This is a genomic window from Actinoplanes sp. NPDC021490, from assembly GCF_055562135.1.
The window spans coordinates 346,494-371,941 of sequence record NZ_JBVHFW010000008.1 but is presented as its reverse complement, the minus strand read 5'-3'; the positions used below and the strand labels follow the sequence as shown (position 1 = coordinate 371,941).

The following is a 25,448-nucleotide window of genomic DNA, read 5'->3' as shown; positions in this document are numbered from 1 at the left end:
ACGGGGCCAGCAACGGTGGGCGGTGACCCGACGGCCCAGATGCCACCCAGCCCTGACGGGCCGGGCAACAACAAGGGTCCACCAATGAGCGACGGCCCGTCACCACCCACCCCGCCACGACATCCGGCTTCTGACCTTGATCTGATGACCCCGCTGGCGCGAATCGGGGAAGAAACTTCCGCGATCGTGCAGCATTCTTCTCTCGCCGGGCGTTACCGGTGCACGACTGAGGATGAGCGGGGAGTTCGCGGATGCGCGATGCGGACGGCTTCGACGAGTTCTACCGGGAGACGTCCGCGCGCATGGTGCGCTACGGATACGCGCTGACCGGGGATCTCGCCGAGGCTCAGGATGTGGTGCAGGAGGCGTACACGAGGGCGTGGCGCCACTGGCGGTCGGTTTCCGCGCACCCGGCGCCCGAGGCCTGGCTGCGACTCACCGTGGCCCGGCTGTCGACCGACCGGTGGCGGCGGCTCAACGGCTGGCGGGCCGCCGTGCGCCGGGCCGGGCCGCCCGAACCGGCCGGACCTCCCAGCGAGGACGCCGTGGTGCTGACGGCGGCGCTCCGCAAGCTGGCGACGCCGATGCGGCAGGCGGTCGCGCTGCACTACCTCTTCGACCTGTCGGTGGCCGAGATCGCGGCCGAGACCGGCGCGCCCGCCGGGACGGTGACGTCCCGGCTGAGCCGGGGCCGGGCCGAGCTGGCGGCGATCCTCGCTCCCTCCTCCACCCGTACGCCGGAGGTCACCGATGCCGAACACTGAAGTGGAAAACGCGTTCGCCGCGCTCTCGTCGGACGCCGAGCGGGGCCTGCTGCTCTCCGGGCCCGAGCTGCGCCGTCAGGCCGGCCGGCGCCGGCACCGCGGCGTGGCCCTCATGGCCGGGACGGCCGTCGTGCTCGTCGCCGGCGGAATCGGCGCGGGCTGGACGCTGGCCGGCAACAACGAGCAGACCGCCACGCCGCCCGCCGCGAGCGCCGGCCCGACGACGGTGAGCGTCCCCCCGTCGACGGCCCCGTCCGTCACCACCTCGGCCACGCCGTCGTCGCGGCCACCGTCGACGGCGCCACCGCCCACCACCTCGGGCCCGGCTATCCCCAAGTCGATCCCGGCCCGCGCGTTCGTCAGCCCTGACGATCGGGGGGTCAGCGACTATCAGCGGCTGGACGAGGCCGAGCCGCTGCCCGACTTCTGCGCCAAGGCGAAGTTCCCGAGCCGGGAGGACGTCGGGGTCAGCGGGTCGGCCCGGATGTTCCACCGGGGGCCGGACAGCCCGCCCGGCAGCACCCCGAGCGACACGCTGGTCAACACCGTCACCGTCTATCGCGGGGAGGGCGCCGAAGACTTCATGAGCGAGCTGGGCCGGGCCGTCCGCAGCTGCCCGACCGGCAAGCTGGGCGACCTGGACGCCGAGTTCGACTCGCTCGGCTCGCTCGGCCTGGGCGACTCGTCGATCCTGATCGACCGTTCCTACGCGTCGACCGGCGACGACGGCGAGCCCTCGGACAACGGCTCCCGGCAGCACACGTACGTCGCCGCCGTGCGGGTCGGGGACGCCGTCACACTGCTCGACACGCGCGGCTACGAGAGCGGGTCGTCGGACCGCATCCAGGTCGAGGCGCTGGCCAAGATCGCGGCGAACCGGCTCGCTGACTGGCGGTAGAGGCCGGCCGGGCCCCGCGGTCGGGGCCCGGCCGCGGACCTCAGGCCAGGCGGGCCGGGAAACCGCCGGTGGCGATCGGGCCCCAGCGGTCGATCGTGATGCGGATCAGGGACTTGCCCTGCTCGGTCATGGCCTGGCGATACTCGTCCCAGTTCGGGTGCTCGCCCGAGATGCAGCGGAAGTATTCGACCAGCGGCTCGAGCGCCTCGGGCAGGTCGAGCACCTCGGCCGTGCCGTCGACCTGCACCCACGGCCCGCCGAAGTCGTCGGAGAGCACGCAGACCGACACCTGCGGGTTGCGCCGCAGGTTGTAGACCTTGGCCCGCTCGGGATAGGTCGAGATGACGATGCGGCCCTCGGTGTCGACGCCGCACGTGTTGGGCGAGGCCTGCGGGCGGCCGTCGCGGCGGGTGGTCATCAGGATGGCCTTGTGCCGCGGGCGCAGGAACTCGAGCAGCGCCTCCCGCTCGACGTCGGTGTTGGTGGCGATCGTGCGCGGCATCAGTCGACCACCCTTTCGCCGGCCTCGTGCGGTGTCACACCGCCGCGCTCGGACGCCTGACCGTCGATCTCGGCGATCCGCGCGGCGCCGATGATGCCCGCGTTGTTGAGCAGCGCGGCCGGCACCATCGGGGTGCGGATGTCGATCAGCGGAAGCCAGCGGTCGGCCTTCTTGCTGACGCCGCCGCCGATGATGAACAGCCGCGGGGAGAGCAGCATCTCGACGTGGGCCAGATAGTGCCGGACCCGGCCGGCCCACTTTTCCCAGCTCAGATCCTCGACCTCGCGGGCCCGGTCGGCCGCGCGGGTCTCGGCGTCGTGGCCGTCGAGTTCGAGGTGGCCGAACTCGGTGTTCGGAATCAGGGTGCCGTCGAGGAACAGCGCGCTGCCGATGCCCGTGCCGAACGTGAGCATCATGATCAGGCCGGTCTGGTTGCGGCCCGCGCCGAACGCCACCTCGGCCACACCCGCGGCGTCGGCGTCGTTGAGCACCGAGACCGGCTTGCCCAGCCGGTCGCTGAACAGCCGGGCGGCCGGGGCGTCGAGCCACGATTTGTCGACATTTGCCGCCGTGCGGGTGACCCCGTCGACCACCACACCGGGAAAGGTGATGCCCACCCGGTCGAAGCCGCCCTCGAACTGGGCCGCGACCTCGGCGACCGCCTCGACCACGCTGGTGACGTCGGACGGCTGGGGCGTGGGCACCCGGAACCGCTCGGCGAGCAGCTCGCCGTTGGCGGTGTCGACCGGGGCGCCCTTGACGCCGGAGCCGCCGATGTCGATGCCGAGAATGGCCATCTTGTTTCCCGTCTTGAGGTGCCGGTTGTGCCCACGGTGTTTACCACGGGGCACCGACATTAAATCCCGTCCCCGTACCCGGACCTCGGGGGTTGTCGGGTGACACTCGTACTTTCGTCTAGGCAAGCCTCATCTTCTCAGTTAGCGTTAAAACCATCCGAACGGTCGCCGCAAGCGGGCACGGCTCTCTGCCCGTCTCGGGAGGACCCGACATGAGCGTGCACACCAAAGTGCCCGAATCTGCCACGGAACTGCTGGTCACGCTGTCCAAGCTGACCGCCACCGACCCCGCCCGCCCGCGTCTGCGAAACGAGGCCGTCGAGGCCTGGCTCCCCCTGGCCCGGCACCTGGCCAACCGCTACTCCGGCCGCGGCGAGCCCACCGACGACCTCGTCCAGACCGCCACCGTGGGTCTGATCAAGGCAGTCGACAAGTTCGACCCCGAACGCGGCATCGACTTCGCCGGCTACGCAATCCCCACCATCATCGGTGAGATCAAGCGCCACTTCCGCGACCGCACCTGGTCGGTCCGCGTGCCGCGCCGCCTGCAGGAACTGCGCCTGGCCATCACCGAGGCCAACGCCACGCTGACCCACTCGCTGGGCCGCTCCCCCACAGTCGCCGACGTCGCCGTCCACCTCGGTGTCACCGAAGAAGACGTGCTCGAAGGCCTGGAAGGCGCCCGCGCCTACAACGCGACCTCGCTGTCCACCCCGATCAGCGCCGACGGCAGCACGTCGCTGGGCGACACGCTGGGTGCGGAGGACTACGAGTTCGAGCTGGCCGAGACGCGGGTCGCCCTGGGGCCGGCGCTGGCCACGCTCGACGAGCGCGAGCAGAAGATCCTGACGCTGCGCTTCTACGGCAACCTGACCCAGTCCCAGATCGCCGAGCGTCTCGGCATCTCCCAGATGCACGTGTCGAGATTGCTGACGAAGGCGCTGGCCAAACTGCGCGGCGAACTCCACGAAAGCCTGTAACCAGCGCCACCTGCAACTTCCACAAGGTCGAGACCGGGATGGCGAGCTGCACGACATGCCGTAAACCAAAGATCAAGACCGGGATGTCGTAGCGGGGTGGTGGGTGCGGACCGCTGCTCACGCCGAGGGTCACGACACGGCGAGCTGGCCGCTACGCGTCCAGAACGCTCACCGCGCCGCGACGACGTGCGTAAGTGGTCACGCCCAAAACCAAGAACCGCACCCCGATGGGTTGCCGGCGCAAGCTCACACGCACAACAAGGCCGGCACCCCCATCCGTGGGAGTGCCGGCCTGTGATGTCAGCGCAAGGTCAGTCGGATTGCGCCCGTCGATGTCGCGGGCGCCGAAATGGCTAGCTCAGCTCTCGGTGTCCGCGACGTCGGTCTCCTGGGGCGCAATCCCCGCCGAGCCCGAGGCGAGGCCGGCCGCCGAGCCGGCAAGACCAACCGATTCAGCGTCGAGCAAGTAGAGCAAGGTGCCGCGGTGCATTTCGGCTACCGGCTCGAGCAAGTCGGGGTGGCGGAGCAGGACGGCCGCGTCGCGGTCGCGCATGTCGGGCTCGAGCAGCCGGCGGAACTCGGCGGGCGCCCCGCCGGTCTTGCGCGGGTAGGGCAGCGGCCGGTCGCCCGACAGCGGCACCGCGGCGATCACGGCGTCGACGCCGCGGCGGGCCAGCTCCGGGTTGGCCAGCAGGCAGGCGGCCCAGCTGACGACGACCTCGTCGACCCAGGTGCGCCAGCCCTCCTCCTCGGCCTCCTCGTCCTCGGGCTCGCTGCCGGCGCGCCAGTCGAGGACGGCCGAGCCACCGGGGCCGGCGATCGCGACCAGGGCCGCGTCGACCTCGGTCGGGTAGCGCAGCCAGGCGGCGACCGTCACGGCCTGCCGGGCCTGCAGCTCCGACAGGGTGTGGGCGATCGTGTCGTTGCTACCCGCCGGGTAGGCACGCGAGAGCCAGTGCGTGCTTGCCGCGATGACGGGCGACAGCTCGACAGACGGTCCAGCCACGTGGTCTCCTCCGCTCGGCGCGTCCCGGTCGGTCCGCGTCACGGAATACCTCTCGGCCTCGGCGGAGGGGGATCTGAGGGGGGTCACCAGGAAGGGACCGCACGGCAACCGACGCGCTCCCGTGCATGCGAAAAACGACCTCGGGAGGCCCGGATCAGGCCCCGATCCGGGCCTGGCACTGCTGGTCAACGACGCATCCCAGTCATGTCCGACGGGGCCGGTGGTGCCGCTGAGCCCAGCGCGGCCACTGGTGCGTGGCGGCCGCCGCCAGGCTGAGTGAGCGCCCTGTGGTCCAGGACGGTGCGATGGGCGGGGCGCGGCTGATCGCGCACGTGCGGCCGGGCCGAACAGCGCCGGTTCGACCGGGACGCGGCTCCCGCCGTTCCCGCCGCCGGTCACCGTGGACAGCGGCGAGGCGCGCTCTGCATTGGAACAGGAGAGCAGCAATACCGGCCGGGCGCCGGGGCGGCCCGGCTGCCGGCGGTCAGACCGACCGGCGCCCGCCCCGCGCGGACTCGGAGCGCGACCATCGGGACCGGTGGTTACGCGGCGCCGACGGGCGGGAAACAGAAATTTGCCGGCCGGTAACGTTCCGATGCTCAAAATCGGTAAGCAGGAACGGATGATGCGTGCGGCCGAATTGGAAGAATTCATCGGCGGTGCAAGACCGCGCCTCGATGAGCCCGCCTGATCGGTCTCCGGTAGGTTGACTACATCGGCACGCCACCGTTTGCGGCGCCTCCACAGCGGAGAAGTATGCCCTGACGGCGGTCTGGTTTCGCCGAACCCGCCCGCGCCCTTCTGATTACGGTGGAGATCATGACCGGTCGCTTTCCCATCGAAGACGTGACGCCCTCGGTGTCCTGTGGCCGTTATCCGGCGAAGGCGGTTGTCGGCGAATTGGTGCCGGTCTCCGCCGTGTCCTATCGAGAAGGTCACAACGCGCTCGGCGTCAACGTGGTATGGCGCGGGCCCGACGGCGAGTCCGAGCCGTTCACCCGCATGCGTCCCGGCGAGCCCGGCCTCGACCAGTGGCACGGCACGATCCGCCCGGACCGGGTCGGCCGGTGGACGTTCACCGTCGAGGCGTTCGACGACCCGTACCGGACCTGGCGTGACGCCGTGGTCAAGAAGATCGGCGCCGGGCAGGGCCTGGAGGATCTGGCCAACGACCTGGCCGAGGGCGCCGACGTGCTCGACCTGGCGACCAAGATCGTGCCGGCGCACGACGAGGAGCGGGTCCGGGACGCCGCCGCGGCCCTGCGGGACGAGCAGCGGTCGCTGTTCGCCCGGGTGTCCCCGGCGCTCGACCTCGAGGAGCTGCTCTGGCACAACCCGGTGCGGCAGCTGGTCACGACCACCCGGTCGTACGCGATCTGGGTCGATCGCAAGCGCGCGCTCTACTCGGCGTGGTACGAGTTCTTCCCCCGCTCCGAGGGCGCCGAGATCGGTCCGGACGCGACGCCGATCAAGCACGGCACGTTCGCCACCGCGGCCGAGCGCATCCCGGCCGTCGCGGCCATGGGCTTCAACATCCTCTATCTGCCGCCGATCCACCCGATCGGCAAGATCAACCGGAAGGGCCGCAACAACACGCTGGTGGCCCGCCCGGAGGACGTGGGCTCGCCCTGGGCGATCGGCTCCGACGAGGGCGGCCACGACGCGATCCACCCGCAGCTGGGCACGCTGGAGGACTTCCGCGCGTTCATCGCCAAGGCGCAGGAGCACGGCCTCGAGGTCGCCATGGACCTGGCGTTGCAGGCCGCCCCCGACCACCCGTGGGTCAAGTCCAACCCCGAGTTCTTCACCCGGCGGGCCGACGGCACCATCGCGTACGCCGAGAACCCGCCGAAGAAGTACCAGGACATCTACCCGATCAACTGGGACAACGACTACAAGGCGCTGCGCGAGGAGGTCTATCGCGTCGTCATGCACTGGGTGGACAACGGCGTCAAGGTCTTCCGCGTCGACAACCCGCACACCAAGGCGCTCAACTTCTGGCAGTGGCTGATCGCCAAGGTCAAGGAGAGCAGCCCCGACGTGCTGTTCCTGGCCGAGGCGTTCACCCGGCCCGCGATGATGAACGGGCTCGGCAAGGTCGGCTTCACCCAGTCGTACACGTACTTCACCTGGCGCACCACGGCCTGGGAGATGCGCCAGTACATGGAGCAGCTGCTCACCACGATTGACTGGATGCGCCCCAACTTCTGGCCCAACACCCCCGACATCCTGCACGAGTCCCTGCAGCACGGCGGCCCGCCGATGTTCAAAATCCGGGCGGTCCTGGCCAGCATGCTCACGCCGTCCTGGGGCATGTATGCGGGGTACGAGCTGTTCGAGCACGTCCCGCGGCCGGGCGCCGAGGAATACATTGACAACGAGAAGTTCCAGCTCAAGCCCCGGGACTGGGCCGCGGCGGAGCGGTCCGGCCGGTCGCTGGCGCCGTACATCACCCGGCTCAACCAGGTGCGCGACGAGAACCCCGCCCTGCACTGGCTGCGCAACCTCAAGTTCCACGAGATCGACAACGGCTCCCTGTTGTGTTTCTCGAAGCGTGACCCCGACACCGGGAACACGGTTCTCGTGGTGGTCACCTTCGACTCGGCCGCGGTGCAGTGGGGCAACACGGCGCTGGACATGCCGGCGCTGGGACTGGACTGGCACGACCGGTTCACGGTGACCGACCAGATCACCGGGGCCACGTACGAGTGGGGGCAGCACAACGCCGTACGGATCGATCCGTACGTCGAACCGGCGCACATCTTCGTGATCGAGCCGAAGTAAAGATTCAAGTACCTGCGGGTGGGTAGGTGGGGAACCTGATGGACCAGAACGATCTCAGCCTCGACGAGGCGGCCGAACACGATCCGGCCGATGGCAGCCATGTCGAGGACGGAGTGGTGGAGCACCCCTCCGCGGACGACTTCGGTCACGCCCGCGCGCTGCCGGCCGACCGTACGTGGTTCCAGCGTGCCGTTTTCTACGAGGTGCTCGTCCGGGCGTTCTACGACTCGGGCACCGACGGCTCGGGCGACCTGCGCGGCCTGATCGAGCGGCTCGACTATCTGCAGTGGCTGGGTGTCGACTGCCTGTGGCTGCCGCCGTTCTACCAGTCGCCGCTGCGCGACGGCGGCTACGACATCAGCGACTTCTACCGCGTGCTGCCCGAGTTCGGCACGGTCGAGGATTTCGTGGCGCTGCTCGACGCGGCCCACAAGCGCGGCATCCGCGTGATCACCGACCTGGTCATGAACCACACCTCCGACCAGCACATGTGGTTCCAGGAGTCGCGGCGTGACCCTGAGGGCCCGTACGGGGACTTCTATGTCTGGAGCGACACCAGCGAGAAGTATTCCGACGCCCGGGTCATCTTCGTCGACACCGAGGAATCGAACTGGACGTTCGACCCGGTTCGCCGGCAGTTCTTCTGGCACCGGTTCTTCTCGCACCAGCCCGACCTCAACTACGACAACCCGGCCGTGCAGGAGGCGATGCTCGACGTCCTGCGCTTCTGGCTCGACCTGGGCATCGACGGCTTCCGGCTGGACGCCGTGCCCTACCTATACGAGCGGGAGGGCACCAACGGCGAGAACCTGCCCGAGACGCACGCGTTCCTCAAGCACTGCCGCAAGGTCATCGACGACGAGTTCCCGGGCCGGGTGCTGCTGGCCGAGGCCAACCAGTGGCCGGCCGACGTGGTCGAGTACTTCGGCGACCCGAAGGCCGGCGGCGACGAGTGCCACATGGCGTTCCACTTCCCGCTGATGCCGCGCATCTTCATGGCGGTCCGGCGCGAGTCGCGCTTCCCGATCTCCGAGATCATGGCGCAGACGCCGGCCATCCCGGACAACTGCCAGTGGGGCATCTTCCTGCGGAACCACGACGAGCTGACGCTCGAGATGGTGACCGACGAGGAACGCGACTACATGTACTCGGAGTACGCCAAGGACCCGCGGATGAAGGCGAACGTCGGCATCCGGCGCCGGCTCGCCCCGCTGCTCGAGAACGACCGCAACCAGATCGAGTTGTTCACCGCCATGCTGCTGTCGCTGCCCGGCTCGCCGGTGCTGTATTACGGCGACGAGATCGGCATGGGCGACAACATCTGGCTCGGTGACCGCGACGGCGTGCGTACGCCGATGCAGTGGACGCCCGACCGCAACGCCGGGTTCTCGACGGCGCATCCCGGGCGGCTCTATCTGCCGGCCAACCAGGACCCGGTGTACGGCTATCAGGCGGTCAACGTCGAGGCGCAGCGGGACAGCTCCACCTCGTTGCTCAACTGGACGCGTACGATGCTGGCGGTGCGACGTCGCCACGAAGCGTTCGCCGTCGGAACCTTCCGCGAACTGGGCGGATCTAACCCGTCGGTGCTGGCGTACCTGCGCGAGGACGGCGACGATGTCGTGCTCTGCGTGAATAACCTGTCGCGCTTCCCGCAACCGATCGAGCTGAACCTGCAGCACTGGAACGGGTACACGCCCGTCGAACTGACCGGGCATGTGAACTTCCCGCGTATCGGACAGCTGCCGTACCTTCTCACCCTCCCTGGGCACGGCTTCTACTGGTTCCAGCTGTGTGGGTCCGAGGAGAAGCAATGACGTTGCCTTTCGCCGAATGGCTGCCCCAGCAGAGGTGGTACGCCGGACGTGCCCGCACCCTGTCGTCGGTCAAGGAGGCGTCGACGACGACGCTCGACGAGAACCTCGACCTGGTCCTGATCGACGTCGAATACGCCGACGGCAGCTCCGAGCGCTACCAGGTCGTCGTGGCCTGGGGCACCGGCCCGATGGTCGAGTACAGCGAGGTCGCGACGATCGGGACCGACGGCGACCGGATCGGGTACGACGCGCTCTACGACACCACGGCCGCGCGCAAGCTCCTCGCGCTGATCGCGGCCGGCGGCACGGTCGGTGACGTCATCTTCGAGCCCGAGCCCGGCGCCGAGTTCCCGGTCGACCTGTGGCCGCGGGTGTTCGACGCCGAGCAGAGCAACACCAGCGTGATCTTCGAGCAGGACGCAATCCTCAAGGTGTTCCGCCGGGTGTCGGCGGGCATCAACCCCGACATCGAACTGAACCGGGTGCTGGGCCGGCGGAACAACCCGCACGTGGCCCGGCTGCTCGGCTCGTTCGAGACCACCGAGAGCGGCGAGCCGTGCCCGCTGGGCATGGTCACGCAGTACGCGGCCAACTCGGCCGAGGGCTGGGCCATGGCCACGGCCTCGGCGCGTGACCTGTTCGCCGACGCCGAGATGGGCGCCGACGAGGTGGGCGGCGACTTCCAGGGCGAGTCGTACCGGCTGGGCGAGGCGGTCGCGTCGGTGCACGCCGACCTGGCCGGGGCGCTCGGTTCCGGGCCGGCCCCGTTCCCGGTCGACGCCATGCTGGCCCGGCTGCGCGAGGCGGCCCAGGCCGTCGCCGAGATCCAGCAGTACGTGCCGACCATCGAGGCGCAGTTCCGGGCCCTGACCAGCGAGCAGGTCGAGGTGCAGCGGGTGCACGGCGACCTGCATCTCGGTCAGGTGCTGCGGGTGCCCGAGGGGTGGCTGCTGATCGACTTCGAGGGTGAGCCGGGCGCGCCGCTCGACGAACGCCGGCTGCCCGACTCCCCGCTGCGCGACGTGGCCGGGGTGCTGCGCTCCTACGAGTACGCGGCCTACCAGCTGCTGGTCGAACAGGGCGACGACGAGCACCTGGCCGCGCGGGCCCGCGAGTGGGTCGACCGCAACCGGGCCGCCTTCTGTGACGGCTACGCGAACGTGTCCGGCACCGACCCGCGGGCGCACGGCGCGCTGCTGGCGGCGTACGAGCTCGACAAGGCGGTCTACGAGGCCGCGTACGAATCCCGGCACCGGCCCGGATGGCTGCGGATCCCGCTGCGGTCGATCGCCCGGCTCGTCGGCTGACCTTGAAACCGGCTGACTTACCCAGACGAAAACTGTTGGAGGAGACCCTCACGTGATCGGCCAATCCGCGTCCTCGCTCGCCGCCGACCAGCGCGCCATGAACAGCGTGGTGGCCGGCGACACCCACGACCCGCACTCGATCCTCGGCGCGCACCCCGGCGGCGGGAACACGGTGATCCGCACGCTGCGCAAGGGCGCCAAGGCCGTGGCCGTGGTGCACGAGGGCGAGCGCGTCGAGATGACCAAGGTGCACCCGGACGGCATCTTCGCCGCCGAGCTGCCCGGCTCCGTGCTCGACTACCGGCTCGACGTCGACGGTGAGGTTTCCGACGACCCGTACCGGCACCTGCCGACGCTGGGCGAACTCGACCTGCATCTGATCGGCGAGGGCCGGCACGAGAAGCTGTGGAAGGTGCTCGGCGCGCAGCCGCGCGGCCCCGAGGGTCAGGGGGTCGGGTTCGCGGTGTGGGCCCCGGCCGCCCAGGGCGTTCAGGTGATCGGCGACTTCACCGGCTGGGGCCCGTACGACGGCTGGCCGATGCGCTCGCTCGGCTCGAGCGGCGTGTGGGAGATCTACCTGCCCGAGGCGCGGGTCGGCAGCAAGTACAAGTTCAAGATCCTGGGCCAGGACGGGGTGTGGCGCGAGCACGCCGACCCGCTCGCCCAGCACACCGAGGTGCCGCCGGCCACCGCGTCGGTCGTCTACGACACCTCGTACGAGTGGGCCGACGGCGACTGGATGACCGAGCGGGCCACCAAGCAGTGGCATCAGGAGCCGATGAGCGCGTACGAGGTGCACCTCGGCTCGTGGCGGCCCGGCCTGTCCTACACCGAGCTGGCCGAGCAGCTCGTCGACTACGTGGTCGAGACCGGCTTCACGCACGTCGAGCTGATGCCGGTGATGGAGCACCCGTTCGGCGGCTCCTGGGGCTATCAGGTCACCGGCTACTACGCCCCGACCTCGCGCTTCGGCACCCCCGACGAGTTCCGCTACCTGGTCGACAAGCTGCACCAGGCCGGCATCGGCGTGATCCTGGACTGGGTGCCCGCCCACTTCCCCAAGGACGCGTGGGCGCTGGCCCGCTTCGACGGCACCCCGCTCTACGAGCACGGCGACTGGCGCCGCGGCGAGCACCCGGACTGGGGCACGTACGTCTTCGACTTCGGCCGCAAGGAGGTGCGCAACTTCCTGGTGGCCAACGCGCTCTACTGGTGCGAGGAGTTCCACGCCGACGGCCTGCGGGTCGACGCGGTGGCCTCGATGCTCTACCTCGACTACTCGCGCAAGGACGGCGAGTGGACCCCCAACCAGTACGGCGGCCGGGAGAACCTCGACGCGATCAGCTTCCTGCAGGAGATGAACGCGACCGTCTACAAGAACTACCCGGGCGCGATCACCATCGCCGAGGAGTCGACCGCGTGGCCGGGCGTCACCCGCCCCACCCACCTGGGCGGCCTCGGGTTCGGCTTCAAGTGGAACATGGGCTGGATGAACGACACCCTCTCGTACATCGAGAAGGAGCCGATCTATCGCCAGTGGCACCACCACCAGATGACGTTCGCGACGGTGTACGCCTGGAGCGAGAACTACATCCTGCCGATCAGCCACGACGAGGTCGTGCACGGCAAGGGCTCGCTGACCGGCAAGATGCCCGGCGACCTGTGGCAGAAGCTGGCCAACACGCGGGCCCTGCTCGGGTTCATGTGGGCCTTCACCGGCAAGCAGCTGCTGTTCATGGGGGCCGAGCTGGGCGACCTGCGGGAGTGGAGCGAGGAGCGTGGCCTCGACTGGGGGCTGCTCTCCGACCCGCAGTTCGGCGGGGTCCAGGCCCTGGTCAGGGATCTGAACCGGGCGTACCGCGAGACCCCGGCGATCTGGACGCAGGACACGTCGCCGAGCGGCTTCCGGTGGGTCACCAGCGAGGACTCGCAGCACAACACGTTCTCGTTCGTGCGCTTCGCCCCGGCCGGCGCCCCGATGGCCTGCATCGTCAACTTCTCGGCGGTGCCGCAGGAGGGCTACCGCATCGGGCTGCCGCGGCCGGGCCGGTGGACCGAGGTGATCAACACCGACAGCGAGCTGTACGGCGGCTCGGGCGTCGGCAACCTCGGCGGCGTCGACACCGACGACCTGCCGTGGCACGGCTTCGACCACTCGGTGTCGCTGCGCGTGCCCCCGTTGGGCGCGGTCTGGCTCCGCCTGGAGAGCTGACCTAGATTCGTCGCTTGTGGAGTGCGGCGCCTCGTTCATCCTCACTGGAGGTGATCGATGCGCCGCACTTTGCTGTCGCGGGGTCGCGATAGAGTGCCATGAAACTCCGCCGGATGATCCCCGTGCGGCGGGTCCGGGGCGATCGGAGGCGCGGCATGGAAGCTCGGGAGCCGGAGGGCATCGACCTGCGGGACGCCGACGACGATCTGCTGGCCGGGCTGAGCCCCGCCCTGCGGGCGGCGATCGACCGGGTCTACTCGCCCGACGAGCTGGAGAGCCCGGGCGGGTTCAATTCGTTCGTCGACGCCGATCTCTGAGTCCGCACGGCGGCTCGGGGGGCCGGCTGATGAACGTGTCCGGAACCGGCTGGCCCGACGACCTCGACGTGCCGGCGCTAACCGCGAGCGGCTGGGCGCCGCACACCTTCAACCAGTTCGTCGTCAAGATCCATAGCCGGTGCAATCTGGCCTGCGGCTACTGCTACGTCTACGAGTCGGCCGACCAGGGCTGGCGGGCCCAGCCGCGGGTGATGAGCGAGGCCGTGTTCGCACGAGCCTGCCGCCAGATCGCCGGGCACGCCGGCCCGTCAGTGAGCCTGGTCTTTCACGGCGGCGAGCCGCTGCTGGCCGGGGCCGCGCACCTCGACCGGCTGGCCGCGCTGGCCACCGGCATCGTCGGGCCCGGTCGCCGGCTGCGGCTGGGCATGCAGACCAACGGGCTGCTGTTCGACGAGCGCGTGGCCGAGGTCTGCGAGCGCTGGAACATCCGGGTCGCGGTCAGCGTCGACGGCGACGAGGCCGGGCACGACCGCCATCGGCAGTTCCGGGACGGCCGGGGCAGCCACGCCGGAGTCGTGCGCGGGCTGCGGGTGCTGCGACAACATCCGCGCCTGTACGCCGGTCTGCTGTGCACCGTCGACCTGCGGAACGACCCGGTGACGACGTACGAGGCCCTGGTCGATCTCGGACCGCCGACCGTGGACTTCCTGCTGCCGCACGGCAACTGGACGACTCCCCCGCCCGGCCGCGCCGAGGGCGGTCCTCCGGCGTACGGGAGCTGGCTGTCCTTGATCTTCGACCGGTGGTTCGACGCGCCGGTCCGCGAGACCGGGGTGCGCCTGTTCGACGACATCCTCGCGCTGATCCTGGGCGGCTCGGGCCGATCGGAATCGGTCGGGCTGTCGCCGATCCGGGTCGCCGTGATCGAAACCGACGGCACGATCGAGCAGGTCGACACGCTCAAGACCGCGTTCGCCGGCGCGACCCGGGTCCGGCCGCCGGGCCGCGGCAACCCGTTCGACTCCGCGCTGCGGCAACCGCAGATGGTGGCCCGGCAGATCGGCCGGGACGCCCTGGGCTCGTCGTGCCGGGCCTGCGCGATCCACGAAATCTGCGGCGGCGGCAACTACACCCACCGTTTCCGGGCGGGCTCCGGCTTCCGCAACCCCTCCGTCTACTGCCCCGACCTGACGTTGCTCATCGGCCACATCCGGGCCCGGGTGTCCGGCGAGCTGGCGAAGATCCAGGTGAGGAGGCCGGCCGGTGGAGATTGACCCCGAGACCCTCGCGCGGGACATCGGCACGGGCTTCGGCACTCCGGACAGCCTGGCCGCGCTGGCCACCGGGCAACGGCGCAAGCGCAAGGTGCTGCTGCGCCTGCTGCTCGACGACGCCGCCCGGGCCGGGCACACCGGGTTCGCGCCCGATCTGCCGGACGAGCTGCTCGACTATCCCAACGTCGGTGTCTGGCTGGTGCACTGCATCCGCCGGCTGGCCCACCGGACCGGCGACGAGGTGCCGCTCTGGGCCGACCTGGGCTATCCGGGCTGGCTGGCCGCGGCGCACGCGATCACATCGCGCCGCGAGGGCCGGGTCGAGGTGGTCGTGCGCGACGGCGCGGTCATGCTGCCGAGGCTCGGCCTGGCGCGGCTGGCGCCACCGGGCACGCATGCGCGGGCGATGGTGACGGTCGAGCCGGGCCGGGCCGAGATCGCGCTCGACGACACCCGGATCGAGCTGCGTGACCCGGGCAGCGAGGCCGACGATCGGTGGCTGCCGCTGCGCAAGCTGGGCACCACCTATTCCACCCTGCGGACGGTCTACCTCGACGACCTCGACCCCTTCCGCGACTTCTCCGACCCGTACACCAGGGCGCACCTGACCACCCCGCCCCCGAGGCTGACGGCGGCTCAGGCAGCGGCCTGGTCCCGGGCCTTCCACGGGGCGCTGGAGATCCTGCGGCGGCAGTACGAGCAGTATTCGGCCGGGATCGACGAAGTGCTGCGGTCGGTGGTGCCGCTGACCGCCGAGCCGGCCGCCAACGGGGTCAGCAACACCTCCCTGCACGCGTACGGGGGTGTGCACATGAGCGCCGCGGGCGGGCCGCACCAGTTCGCGCTCACCCTGATCCACGAGTGCCAGCACGCCAAGCTGGCCGCGCTCACCGACCAGGTCGAGCTGCAGAAGCCGTCCACGGTCAAGGACATGTACGCCCCCTGGCGCGACGACCCCCGCCCGTTGTCCGGGTTGTTGCAGGGCATCTACGCCCACCTCGGGGTGACCGACTTCTGGCGTACGTACCGGAACGCGGGCGGCTCCGCGCGGGCCGACGTCGAGTTCGCCCGGTGGCGCACCCAGGTGCGGCAGGCGCTGCTCGTGGCCGGGGCGTCGCCGCTGCTCACCGAGGCGGGCACGGCGTTCGTCGAAGAGATGAGCGCGTCGGCCGGGCGCTGGTCGGGCGAAACCGTGCCCGCCCGTCTCGAGTCGCTGGCCCGCGAGTCCTCGGCCGGTCACCTGGTGGCGTGGCGGGTGCGCAACATGACCGCCGACGTCACCGGGCTGGTCGAGCGGTGGCGGGCCGGGCAGGCACCGGGTCCGCTGCCGTCGTCGAGTGTGGTCGCGGCGCCCGCGGTGCCTCCGCGCTCGCGGCTGCCGGTCGGCGTGCTCAAGATGAACCAGGCCGCCGGGGTGGCCTCGCTCCCGCCGGAGGTGCCGGCCTCCGACGTCGCCTATCTCGAGGGCGACTATGAGCGGGCGCTGGCGCTCTACACGGCCGAGGTGGCCGGGGGTGGCAGCCCCGAGTCGTGGGCCGGTCTGGCGCTCAGCCTGCGGCATCTCACCGAGGAGGCGTCGGTGTCGGCGCTGTTCCGCCGGCCCGAGGTGGTCGTGGCGGTACACCGGGCCGAGCCGTCCGACATCGTCCAGCTGACGGCCTGGCTGTCGTCGTGATCCTGCACAACCGGCGGTTCCTGGCCCTGTGGAGCGGCAACGCGCTGTCGCTGGTCGGCACCGCGGGCGTGCGCATCGCGTACCCGCTGCTGGCGCTGGCGCTGTTCGACTCACCCGAGCTGGCGGGCTGGACAGCGTTCGCCGCCACCATTCCCACGCTGATCCTCCAGGTGCCGGCCGGGCTGATCGCCGACACCGTCAACCGGCGGCTGCTCATGCTGGTGGCGCAGGCGGTGGGCCTGGTGGCCACGGTGGCCGTGCTGCTCGCGTCGGTGCTCGACCTGCGCGGCCTGGCCGTCGTCCTGATCGTGGCGGCGGTGATCGAGGGCTGCGCGTTCGTCGTGTTCGGCATCGCCGAGGTGGGCGCGGTCCGCGACGTGGTCGACGAGCGGGAGCGTACGGTCGCGTTCTCGTTCCTCGAGGCCGAACAGCCGATCGGCAACCTGGCCGGCCGCGTGGTCGGCGGCGTGCTCTTCGACCTGTCCCGCTGGGCGCCGTTCCTTTTCAACGCTTTCTCGTACGTCTTCTGCCTGTCGACCCTCGCCGCGATGCCCCGGCGCCTGTTCGATCCCCGTCCGGCCCCGGCGGCCGACGGCGTGCTGCCGGAGACGACGCATTTCTGGCGGCGGATGGGCGAGGGCCTGATCTGGATGTGGCGGATCCCCTACCTGCGCGTCACCACCATCGTCACCGGTTTCACCAACATCCTGTTCCAGTGCGTCATCCTGATGATCCTGGTGGTCAGCACCCGCGAGAACCGTCCGGCCTGGACGGTCGGCGCCATCCTGGCCGCCGCGGGCGTGGGCGGCATCCTCGGTTCCTTCGCGGCCCCCCGCCTCGAGCGAGGCTTCTCCCCGCGCGCGCTGTTCCTGGGCTGCGTCTGGGCCTGGACAGTCCTGCTGGCGATGATCGCGCTCAGCACCCACACGGTCGTGCTGGTGATCGCGTGGGCCGGGGTAGGCGCAGTCGGCACGGTCGTCGCCGTGACGCTGACAGTCACCCGCGTCCGGGCCGTGCCCGACGCCGCCCTGGGCCGCATAGTCAGCGCGGCCTCCGTCATCACCGACGGCGCAGTGCCCATCGGCGCCGTGCTGGGCGGCTACCTGCTGGCCTCGACCGGCCCCGAGACCACCTCCCGGATCCTGCTGATCGCCATGCTGACCGCGGCCCTGATCTGCACCCGCCTGCTGCGCCCCGCCCCGATCGACTCGGCCTCCCGGCTGTCCCCCTCCACCCCGCGCTTGCCCTGACCTGACAGGCTGCGAACGGGGGGACACGCGATGCCACATATCAGCGTTGGACGGATCGGGTTCGGGGCGATGCAGCTGCCCACCTCGGCGGAGCGCCGGGAGTCGTCGGTGGCCGTGCTGCGGCGGGCCGTCGAGCTGGGGGTGCCGCTGATCGACACCGCTTACCTGTACGGCGGGGGCGCCAACGAGGAGCTTGTCGCCGCGGCCCTCCACCCGTACGGGGAAGAGCTGGTTGTCACGACGAAGGTGGGCGTGAGCGGATCGGGCGCCCTGAGCGACTGGCGGCTCGACGGCCGCCCGGAGTCGTTGCGGCGCCAGGTGGACGGCTGCCTGCGACGGCTGCGGATCGACCGGATCGCGCTGCTGCAGCTGCACCGCGTCGACCCCGGCGTGCCGCTCGCCGATCAAGTCGGCACGCTGGCCGAGCTGGTGACCGCGGGCAAGGCCGAGCTGGTCGGCCTGTCCGAGGTGTCGGTGCCGGAGCTGGCGGCCGCACGGGCGATCACCGGCATCGCGAGCGTGCAGAACCGCTACAACCTTCTCGACCGTACGCACGAGCCCGTGCTCCGAGCCTGCGAGCAGGCGGGCATCGCCTTCATGCCGTGGCGGCCGCTCGCGCACGACGGCGGGGCGGTCACCGAGATCGCCGTCGAGACCGGCGCGACCCCGGCGCAGGTGGTCCTGGCCTGGCTGCTCGGCCGTTCCCCGGTCATGCTGCCCATTCCGGGCACCGCGTCCCTGACCCACCTGGCCGAAAACATGGCCGCCGAAACGCTGCGCCTCTCCCCCGAACAACAGGCGCGGCTCTCAATTATCTAGGTGACCGCGCTTCCGCGATCTCAGATGATCGGGAGGGCCGGATCGAGCGTGCGGACGACGCCGGCTTGTGTGGCCGCGGGACCATCGGCGCATGAGGAACCGGCCACGGGTCACGCTTGTGCCGTTCACGGAGGAACTGCTGCCGGCTGTGCAGGGCTGGTTCGCCGATCCGGAGGTGCGGCGCCGGCTGGGCGGACCGGACTGGCCGGCCCGGGAGCTGCGCATCCGCGGGCACGGCGTCGGCGTCGAGTTCCGCGGGCTGCGGGGGCTGCGGGGGCACTCGTGGGTCGCGCTCGACGAGTCCGGTGTGCCGGTCGGGCACATCGGCGGGGAGGTGTACGACGTCTGGTGCCGCTATCGGGAGCCCGTGGTCGACCGGGTCGAGCCTGGGCCGTCGATGGGGCTGGCCTACGTCGTCGACCCCCGGCGGCAACGGCAGGGCTATGGCACGTCGGCGCTGCTTGCCGTGGTCGCGGCGCCCGAGACCGCGGACGTGCGGGTGTTCGCGGCCGGCGTCGAACCGGACAACACGGCCTCTGTGCGCTGCGCGGCCGCCGCCGGTTTCCGGCCCGACGATCCCGAGCCCGACTGGGAGGGCTTCGTCTATTACCTGCTGAGGCGGAAATGCGGATGACCATGGCGGCGGGGTCGGTTAGCTTCGCGACCATGGAACCACTCGATGAGAAGGAGATCCGGGGCTCCTTCGTCAACTGCAGCAAGGGCGAGGCCGGGCGGATCAAGCTGCCGGCCGGCCCGGTGCCCTGGAATGACCTGGACTTTCTCGGCTGGACCGACCCGGCGGCGCCGTTGCGGGCCCTGCTGGTCGTGCCGGGCCCGGACGGTCCGACCGGCATCGTGCTGCGCCGGCCCGAACCGCGCCGGACCGGGGCGCTCCGGTCGAGCATGTGTCAGGTCTGCCTGACCGATCACGCGTCGTCGGGGGTGGCGCTGTTCGTGGCTCCGCTGGCCGGCGCCTCGGGTCGCAACGGCAACACCGTCGGGCAGTACATCTGCTCGGACCTGGCCTGCTCGCTCTATCTGCGGGGCAAGCGCAAACCGAAGATGCGCCTGGTCAGCCGGGAGGAGACGCTCACCCTGGACGAGCGGGTCGACCGGGCGATGACCAACCTGGGCGCGTTCACCGACCGGGTGAAGGCGGGCTGATGGCCGTGCCGGTTTCCGCCGAGCCACCCCGTACAAGATCGAGGCCCCGCCCACCGGCGGGGCCTTCTCAGTTCCAGAGGGTCGACAGGCGGTCGAAGGTCTCGTCGTCGCTGTGCCGCGGGATCACGCAGGCCAGCTGGCCGCCGGGGATGCGCAGGATGCGGCACTCGAGCCACTGGTCGATCTGCTCGGCGCCCAGCCCGATCAGGCGGGCGGTCTCGGCCTCGACGTCGTCGGTCTCGAAGTCGACGTGGTAGCGCGCGTCGCCGTCGATCGCCTGGATGGCCAGGGTGAGGCCCGGCAGCGCCCCGATCAGACCGGTGAACTGAGGCTCGTCCGGCGGCTGCCGGGTTTCGACGCCCAGCGCCCGCGACCAGAACGAGACGGCCGGCGCCGTCTCGCCGGCGGGCACGTCGATCAGGATGGTGGACAACCGGCTGCGGTGGGCCATGAGACTCCTCAGCGGGACGGATCAGAGGGAGGGGACGGGGTCGAACAGGGAGCTCAGCCGCGGATAGCGACGCTGCCGCTCGGCCGGATCGCCGAGGTCGAACCGGGGGTCGGAGGGCTCGGGGGACGACCGGAAGACCAGATGCCGGGCCTCGAGCGCGTCGTCCAGGTCGTCGCCGTGGGTCACTTCCTCATAGGCCTCGGAGGCGACGTAGTCGAGGAGTTCCCAGTCGGGCCACTCGTCTTCGGACCAGTCGTCGGGGTCACGCCCGGCCAGCGACCGGACGGCGGGCACGTCGGCCAGCGAGTCGGGATCGGCCACGGCTGCCTCGAAGACCTCGCGACCCTGCCCGATCAGCCATGCCTGGAAATACCAGAACCCGTCGTCGGACGCGCCGTCACAGACGAGCGCCGCGGCGCCCCACATGTGCCAGGTGTCGGCGCGGTCGCGTAAGCCGTAGTAGAGGATCTCGAACTGCTCGATCTCGGCTGGTGGCAGCCCGGCCAGCTCGCCGGTCAGCCAGTCGGCCCGCTCGTCCTGATCCTTCTTACGCGCGCTGCGCTCGACCAGCGCCCAGAACCCATCGAGATCCACGACCGGAACCTAACCACACCGGTACGACAGAAAATCAGGGGAGGAGCCATTCGGTGGAGAGCAGCCCGTAGATGAGGTCGTCGGTCCACTCGCCCTTGATGTAGGTCTGCTGCCGCAGCAGCCCCTCGCGGGTGAACCCGAGCCGTTCCAGCAGCGACGCCGACGCCACGTTGCGGGAGTCGCACTCCCCCGCCACCTTGTGCAGCCCCTGCACCCGGAACAGGCGGTCGAGCACGGCGGTCACGGCCTCCCGGGCGTACCCGTGCCGCTGATGTTCCTTGGCCATCGTGAAGCCGATCTCGGCCTGCTTGAGGTTGTCGTGCAGGTGGACCGCCACGTCGCCGACGAGCACGCGGTCGGCGGTGCGCTCGACCGCGTACTGGAACCAGCCCGGCTTGTCGGGATCGGAGGCGATGAAGTTGGCCACGGCGGTCTCGGCCCGCAGCAACGGGAACGGCGCGTCCCACGACTGGAAGCGCGCCACGTCCGGGTCCGACCGGTATGCGGCGAGCACCGGCGCGTCGGCCCGGCGGAAGCGCCGCAGCAGGAGCCGTTCGGTCTCGATCAGCATTTGCCGAGGATATGCCGCAGGTCCCCGGTCCGTGCCGTGCCGCGCGGCCGACAGCAGGAGGCGGACGTCACCCGTTACAGTGACACCTTCACATTTCTCCGGGACTGGGGGCGGTCATGCGTCCGGAGCCGTTGCGTCCGACTGATCCGGTCCGGCTGGGCTCGTACGAGCTCGTCGGCCGGCTCGGCGAGGGCGGCATGGGCACCGTCTACTTGGCGACGACACCGGCGGGCACGCAGGTGGCGGTCAAGGTGGTGCGGGCCGACCTGGCGCCCGACGACGAGTTCCGCCGCCGTTTCCGCAGCGAGGTGGCCCGCGCCCGGCAGGTGCCGCCGTTCTGCACGGCCGAGGTGGTCGACGCCGACCCCGACGCCGAGCACCCTTACCTGGTCGTCGAGTACGTCGAGGGTCCCACCCTTCAGCAGGTCGTCGACGAGAAGGGCCCGCTCACCGCGGCCAATCTCCACAGTGTCGCGATCGGGGTGGCGACGGCGCTGACCGCGATCCACGGCGCCGGGATCATCCACCGGGATCTCAAGCCGCGTAACGTGCTGCTCGCGCCGGGCACGCCCAAGGTGATCGACTTCGGGATCGCCCGCGACATCGACGGCGCGCACACCGCGAACACGTCGCCCGAGTTCATGATGGGCACGGTGGCCTACATGGCGCCCGAGCGGTTCGGCGACGACGACGTGCCGCTGACCGCCGCGGCCGATGTGTTCGCGTGGGGCGGCGTGGTGACGTACGCGGGCACCGGCCGCACCCCGTTCGGCGGCGAGTCCGCCCCGGCCACGGCGGGACGCATCCTCACCCGCGAGCCCGACCTGTCCGGGCTGAGCGGCCCGTTACGCGACCTGGTCGGGCGGGCGTTGCAAAAGAACCCGGCCGACCGGCCCTCGGCCCGCGAGCTGCTCGATCTGCTCGTCTCCAGCCCGTCCCGGCCCGCCGTCTCGGCCCTGGAGGGGCAGCCCGATCTGCGCGCCGCGGCCAACCAGGCGCAGTCGGTGACCGGCCTGATGCCGGCCCGGCCGCGCGAGGAGCCGACCGTCCTCGTGTCGCCCGTGCCGGGCATGGGCGAGCCGGTCCCCGACGATCGGCCCCGCGGGCAGCGCTGGTTCCTGCCGTCCGCGATCGCCCTGCTCGTGCTGGCCGTGATCGCCGGCACCATGATGCTCGTCTTCCGTCCCCCGCCCGATCCGGTCGCCGGCCCGGCCACCCCCGGGCCCTCGGCCGGGTCGTCGTCGCCCACGCCCCCGCCGGGCCCGCTGCTGCTGGCCGACGACCTCGACCGGCAACGGCTCTGGCTGGCCAAGACCGAACCCGACGGCAAGTCGTCGTGCGCCTTCACCGAGGGCGAACTGCACGTGCGGATCGACACCAAGCCGCTCTACAAGTGCCGCGGCCCGCAGGACACGCTGCCCGACGACCTCAGCATCGACGTCAGCGTGCGGCTGCTGACCCCCAACGCGTGCGCGGCGGTCTGGTTCCATTTCAAGCTTCCGCGCGGCGGTCACCTCGTCCGGGTGTGCCCCGGCAACATCTTCGTCGGCGCGCATCAGAGCGCGGACGTCACCGTGACCCGCACGCTGCCCCTCGACCAGCCGATCGCGGTGGGCGGGCCGGCGACGCGGATCGGGCTGCGGGTCGTGGGCGAAACCGTGACCGTGACGCGCGACGGGGTGGCGCTCGGCGACGCCCCGCTGGGCGAGGCCCCGATCAGCGGCAGCCGGGTGCTGCTGGGCATCTTCCTCGACCGGGACGTGCCCGAGGCCGGGGCGGCCGAGGTGGCCTTCGACAAGGTCGAGGTGCGGGGGCCGAGCGCGCGCTGACGCGCCCGGCCCGCCGATCGCCTCACTCCTTGGTCAGGCCCGCGCGGCGCAGCGCATCGGCCATCGCGCCACCGTTGAAGCTGGTCTGCGGCTGCTGCTGCCGCTGCCCCCCGCCGCCTTGCCGGCCGCCCTGACGCTGCTGACCACCGCCCTGCCGGGCCTGGCCTCCGCCACCGCCCTGCCGGGGCTGGCCTTCGCCACCGCCCTGCCGGGGCTGGCCACCGCCCTGTCGCGGCTGGCCCTGCCCGCGCTGCGGCCGGTCCTCGCGCGGCGCGCCGGGCTCACGCGGCTCGCGCGGCTTGCGTACGGGCTCGTCCTGCAGCCGCATGGTCAGCGAGATCCGCTTGCGCTGCTCGTCCACCTCGACGACCCGCACCTTGACGACGTCGCCCGACTTCACGACCTCGCGCGGGTCCTTCACGAACGTGTTGGACAGCGCCGACACGTGCACGAGCCCGTCCTGGTGCACGCCGATGTCGACGAACGCGCCGAACGCGGCCACGTTGGTCACCACCCCCTCGAGCACCATGCCCGGCTTGAGGTGGGCGATCTTTTCGACGCCCTCGGCGAACGTGGCCGTCGTGAACTCGGGCCGCGGGTCCCGGCCCGGCTTGTCGAGCTCGCGCAGGATGTCGGTGACGGTGAGCACGCCGACCGCGTCGGTGATGAACTGCTTGGGCCGCAGCGCGCGCAGCAGCGAGCTGTTGCCGATCAGCGACTTGATGTCCGTTTTTGCCTCAGCCAGGATCGTCCGCACCACCGGGTACGACTCGGGGTGCACGGCGGACGAGTCGAGCGGGTCGTCGCCGTCCGGGATGCGCAGGAAGCCGGCGCACTGCTCGAACGCCTTGGGCCCGAGCCGGGCCACCTTCTTGATCTCGTTGCGGTTCTTGAACGGCCCGTTCGAGTCGCGGTGCAGCACGATGTTCTCGGCCAGGCCGGTGGTGATGCCCGAGACGCGGGAGAGCAGCGGCGCCGAGGCGGTGTTGACGTCGACGCCGACCGCGTTCACACAGTCCTCGACCACGGCGTCCAGCGACTTGGACAGCTTGGACTCGGACAGGTCGTGCTGGTACTGCCCGACACCGATCGAACGCGGATCGATCTTGACCAGTTCGGCCAGCGGGTCCTGCAGGCGGCGGGCGATCGAGACGGCGCCGCGCAGCGACACGTCCATGCCCGGGAGCTCCTGGGAGGCGTACGCGGAAGCGGAGTAGACCGACGCCCCGGCCTCGCTCACCATGACCTTGGTCAGCTTGGCCTCGGGGTGCCGCTTGATCAGGTCGCCGGCCAGCTTGTCGGTCTCGCGCGAGGCGGTGCCGTTGCCGATCGCGATCAGGTCGACGTTGTGCTTGCTGGCCAGAGCGGCGAGCCGGTGAATGGACTCGTCCCACTTGTTCTGCGGCACATGCGGGTAGATCACGTCGGTGGCCACGACCTTGCCGGTCGAGTCGACCACGGCCACCTTCACGCCCGTACGGAATCCGGGGTCGAGACCCATCGTGCTGCGTGTGCCGGCCGGGGCCGCCAGCAGCAGGTCGCGCAGGTTGGCCGCGAACACGCGGACGGCCTCGTCCTCGGCCGCCTGCCACAGCCGCACCCGCAGGTCGGCGCCGAGGTGGATGAGGATGCGGGTGCGCCAGGCCCAGCGCACGGTGTCGGTGAGCCACTTGTCGCCGGGCCGGCCCTGGTCGGTGACGCCGAAGCGGGCGGCGATGCGCGGCTCGAACGTCGACTCGTCCTCGGGCTCGGGCTCCATGGTCAGGTCGAGGACGTCTTCCTTCTCGCCCCGGAACATGGCCAGAATGCGGTGCGAGGGCAGTTTCGGATAGGGCTCGGCGAAGTCGAAGTAGTCGGCGAACTTGGCGCCGTCGTTCTCCTTGCCCTCGCGCACCTTGGCGATCAGGCGGCCCCGCGTCCACATCCGCTCGCGCAGCTCACCGATCAGGTCGGCGTCCTCGGCGAAGCGCTCGATCAGGATGGCCCGCGCGCCGTCGAGGGCGGCCTGCTCGTCGGCGATCTGCTCGTTCTTGAACGCCGCCGCCTCCACCCGCGGGTCGAGGTTGGGGTCGGCCAGCAGCTTGTCGGCCAGCGGCTCGAGGCCGGCCTCGCGGGCGATCTGGGCCCGCGTACGCCGCTTGGGCTTGTAAGGCAGATAGATGTCTTCGAGCCGGGCCTTCGAGTCGGCGGCCAGGATCGCCTGTTCGAGCGCGTCGTCGAGTTTGCCCTGCGAGCGGATGGACTCCAGCACCGCGGCGCGCCGGTCCTCCAGCTCCCGCAGGTAGCCGAGCCGCTCCTCGAGCGTGCGCAGCTGGGTGTCGTCGAGGGCGCCGGTCACCTCCTTGCGGTACCGGGCGATGAACGGGACCGTGGCCCCGCCGTCGAGCAGATCGACCGCCGCGGTGACCTGGCCCTCACGGACGCCGAGTTCGGTAGCTATGCGCTGATGGATGGCTGTCGTCACGACGACGATTGT

At 70.8% G+C, this 25,448-nt stretch carries 22 protein-coding genes; 15 read left to right on the top strand and 7 right to left on the bottom strand.

The genetic code is table 11. The features are described 5' to 3' along the window. Positions 1–251: 251 nt before the first annotated feature. Both ACZ3I4_RS23370 and ACZ3I4_RS23365 read left to right on the top strand, forming a co-directional pair. On the top strand, positions 252–764 hold the full coding sequence (locus ACZ3I4_RS23370; protein WP_465384111.1) for a SigE family RNA polymerase sigma factor: 513 nt from the start codon (positions 252–254) through the stop codon (positions 762–764). Beyond that, positions 751–1,662, top strand: a complete 912-nt coding sequence (locus tag ACZ3I4_RS23365; RefSeq protein ID WP_465384110.1) for a hypothetical protein — start codon at positions 751–753, stop codon at positions 1,660–1,662. Before ACZ3I4_RS23370 ends, ACZ3I4_RS23365 begins: the two co-directional genes overlap by 14 nt. A gap of 40 nt (positions 1,663–1,702) precedes the next feature. Here the strand turns inward: ACZ3I4_RS23365 and ACZ3I4_RS23360 are convergent, their stop codons facing one another. Next, the gene (locus ACZ3I4_RS23360; protein WP_465384109.1) at positions 1,703–2,164 is read right to left on the bottom strand and encodes a PPOX class F420-dependent oxidoreductase; all 462 of its coding nucleotides are present in this window, start codon (positions 2,162–2,164) and stop codon (positions 1,703–1,705) included. Further along, positions 2,164–2,961: a polyphosphate--glucose phosphotransferase gene (gene ppgK / locus ACZ3I4_RS23355; protein WP_465384108.1), complete on the bottom strand. Its 798-nt coding sequence runs from the start codon at positions 2,959–2,961 to the stop codon at positions 2,164–2,166. Before ppgK ends, ACZ3I4_RS23360 begins: the two co-directional genes overlap by 1 nt. Positions 2,962–3,173: 212 nt before the next feature. Between ppgK and ACZ3I4_RS23350 the strand changes: the two genes are divergently transcribed. Next, positions 3,174–3,941, top strand: coding sequence for an RNA polymerase sigma factor SigF (locus ACZ3I4_RS23350; RefSeq protein WP_465384107.1), 768 nt, complete (start codon positions 3,174–3,176; stop codon positions 3,939–3,941). 358 nt (positions 3,942–4,299) lie between these two features. On the opposite strand, the gene ACZ3I4_RS23345 is transcribed toward ACZ3I4_RS23350, so the two are convergent. After that, positions 4,300–4,947, bottom strand: coding sequence for a hypothetical protein (locus ACZ3I4_RS23345; protein WP_465384106.1), 648 nt, complete (start codon positions 4,945–4,947; stop codon positions 4,300–4,302). Between the two features lie 819 nt (positions 4,948–5,766). Here ACZ3I4_RS23345 and ACZ3I4_RS23340 point away from each other — a divergent pair. The 11 genes from ACZ3I4_RS23340 (at position 5,767) to ACZ3I4_RS23290 (ending at position 19,527) form a co-directional block, all read left to right on the top strand. After that, positions 5,767–7,731: an alpha-1,4-glucan--maltose-1-phosphate maltosyltransferase gene (locus ACZ3I4_RS23340; protein WP_465384105.1), complete on the top strand. Its 1,965-nt coding sequence runs from the start codon at positions 5,767–5,769 to the stop codon at positions 7,729–7,731. A 38-nt stretch (positions 7,732–7,769) separates the two neighbouring features. Continuing rightward, positions 7,770–9,548: a maltose alpha-D-glucosyltransferase gene (treS, locus tag ACZ3I4_RS23335; protein ID WP_465384104.1), complete on the top strand. Its 1,779-nt coding sequence runs from the start codon at positions 7,770–7,772 to the stop codon at positions 9,546–9,548. Further along, positions 9,545–10,855 carry a maltokinase N-terminal cap-like domain-containing protein gene (locus tag ACZ3I4_RS23330; protein WP_465384103.1) on the top strand — a complete coding sequence of 437 codons (1,311 nt, stop codon included), beginning with the start codon at positions 9,545–9,547 and terminating at the stop codon, positions 10,853–10,855. Before treS ends, ACZ3I4_RS23330 begins: the two co-directional genes overlap by 4 nt. Before the next feature lie 97 nt (positions 10,856–10,952). Next, positions 10,953–13,067: a 1,4-alpha-glucan branching protein GlgB gene (gene glgB / locus ACZ3I4_RS23325; RefSeq protein ID WP_465384118.1), complete on the top strand. Its 2,115-nt coding sequence runs from the start codon at positions 10,953–10,955 to the stop codon at positions 13,065–13,067. Between the two features lie 155 nt (positions 13,068–13,222). Beyond that, positions 13,223–13,384, top strand: coding sequence for a hypothetical protein (locus ACZ3I4_RS23320; RefSeq protein WP_465384102.1), 162 nt, complete (start codon positions 13,223–13,225; stop codon positions 13,382–13,384). A 29-nt stretch (positions 13,385–13,413) separates the two neighbouring features. Further along, entirely contained in the window at positions 13,414–14,619 is a 1,206-nt protein-coding gene (locus ACZ3I4_RS23315; protein WP_465384101.1) for an FxsB family cyclophane-forming radical SAM/SPASM peptide maturase, read from the top strand. Beyond that, complete coding sequence (locus ACZ3I4_RS23310; RefSeq protein WP_465384100.1) at positions 14,609–16,294, top strand: HEXXH motif domain-containing protein; 1,686 nt, start codon at positions 14,609–14,611, stop codon at positions 16,292–16,294. The genes ACZ3I4_RS23315 and ACZ3I4_RS23310 overlap by 11 nt, the downstream gene beginning before the upstream one ends. Beyond that, positions 16,291–17,544: an MFS transporter gene (locus ACZ3I4_RS23305; RefSeq protein ID WP_465384099.1), complete on the top strand. Its 1,254-nt coding sequence runs from the start codon at positions 16,291–16,293 to the stop codon at positions 17,542–17,544. The genes ACZ3I4_RS23310 and ACZ3I4_RS23305 overlap by 4 nt, the downstream gene beginning before the upstream one ends. Positions 17,545–17,574: 30 nt before the next feature. Then, positions 17,575–18,363, top strand: coding sequence for an aldo/keto reductase (locus ACZ3I4_RS23300; protein ID WP_465384098.1), 789 nt, complete (start codon positions 17,575–17,577; stop codon positions 18,361–18,363). 91 nt (positions 18,364–18,454) lie between these two features. Further along, positions 18,455–18,997: a GNAT family N-acetyltransferase gene (locus ACZ3I4_RS23295; RefSeq protein ID WP_465384097.1), complete on the top strand. Its 543-nt coding sequence runs from the start codon at positions 18,455–18,457 to the stop codon at positions 18,995–18,997. A 32-nt stretch (positions 18,998–19,029) separates the two neighbouring features. Continuing rightward, complete coding sequence (locus tag ACZ3I4_RS23290; RefSeq protein WP_465384096.1) at positions 19,030–19,527, top strand: FBP domain-containing protein; 498 nt, start codon at positions 19,030–19,032, stop codon at positions 19,525–19,527. A 67-nt stretch (positions 19,528–19,594) separates the two neighbouring features. On the opposite strand, the gene ACZ3I4_RS23285 is transcribed toward ACZ3I4_RS23290, so the two are convergent. The 3 genes from ACZ3I4_RS23285 to ACZ3I4_RS23275 are packed head-to-tail and all read right to left on the bottom strand — an operon-like array spanning position 19,595 to position 21,143. Further along, complete coding sequence (locus ACZ3I4_RS23285) at positions 19,595–19,978, bottom strand: VOC family protein (protein ID WP_465384095.1); 384 nt, start codon at positions 19,976–19,978, stop codon at positions 19,595–19,597. 21 nt (positions 19,979–19,999) lie between these two features. After that, the gene (locus tag ACZ3I4_RS23280; RefSeq protein WP_465384094.1) at positions 20,000–20,572 is read right to left on the bottom strand and encodes a DUF4240 domain-containing protein; all 573 of its coding nucleotides are present in this window, start codon (positions 20,570–20,572) and stop codon (positions 20,000–20,002) included. 34 nt (positions 20,573–20,606) lie between these two features. Next, positions 20,607–21,143 carry a GNAT family N-acetyltransferase gene (locus ACZ3I4_RS23275; protein WP_465384093.1) on the bottom strand — a complete coding sequence of 179 codons (537 nt, stop codon included), beginning with the start codon at positions 21,141–21,143 and terminating at the stop codon, positions 20,607–20,609. Between the two features lie 116 nt (positions 21,144–21,259). Here ACZ3I4_RS23275 and ACZ3I4_RS23270 point away from each other — a divergent pair, with 116 nt between their 5' ends. Then, positions 21,260–22,972, top strand: a complete 1,713-nt coding sequence (locus ACZ3I4_RS23270; protein ID WP_465384092.1) for a serine/threonine protein kinase — start codon at positions 21,260–21,262, stop codon at positions 22,970–22,972. Positions 22,973–22,994: 22 nt separating this feature from the next. Here the strand turns inward: ACZ3I4_RS23270 and ACZ3I4_RS23265 are convergent, their stop codons facing one another. Continuing rightward, complete coding sequence (locus ACZ3I4_RS23265; protein WP_465384091.1) at positions 22,995–25,436, bottom strand: Tex family protein; 2,442 nt, start codon at positions 25,434–25,436, stop codon at positions 22,995–22,997. Positions 25,437–25,448: the final 12 nt, after the last annotated feature.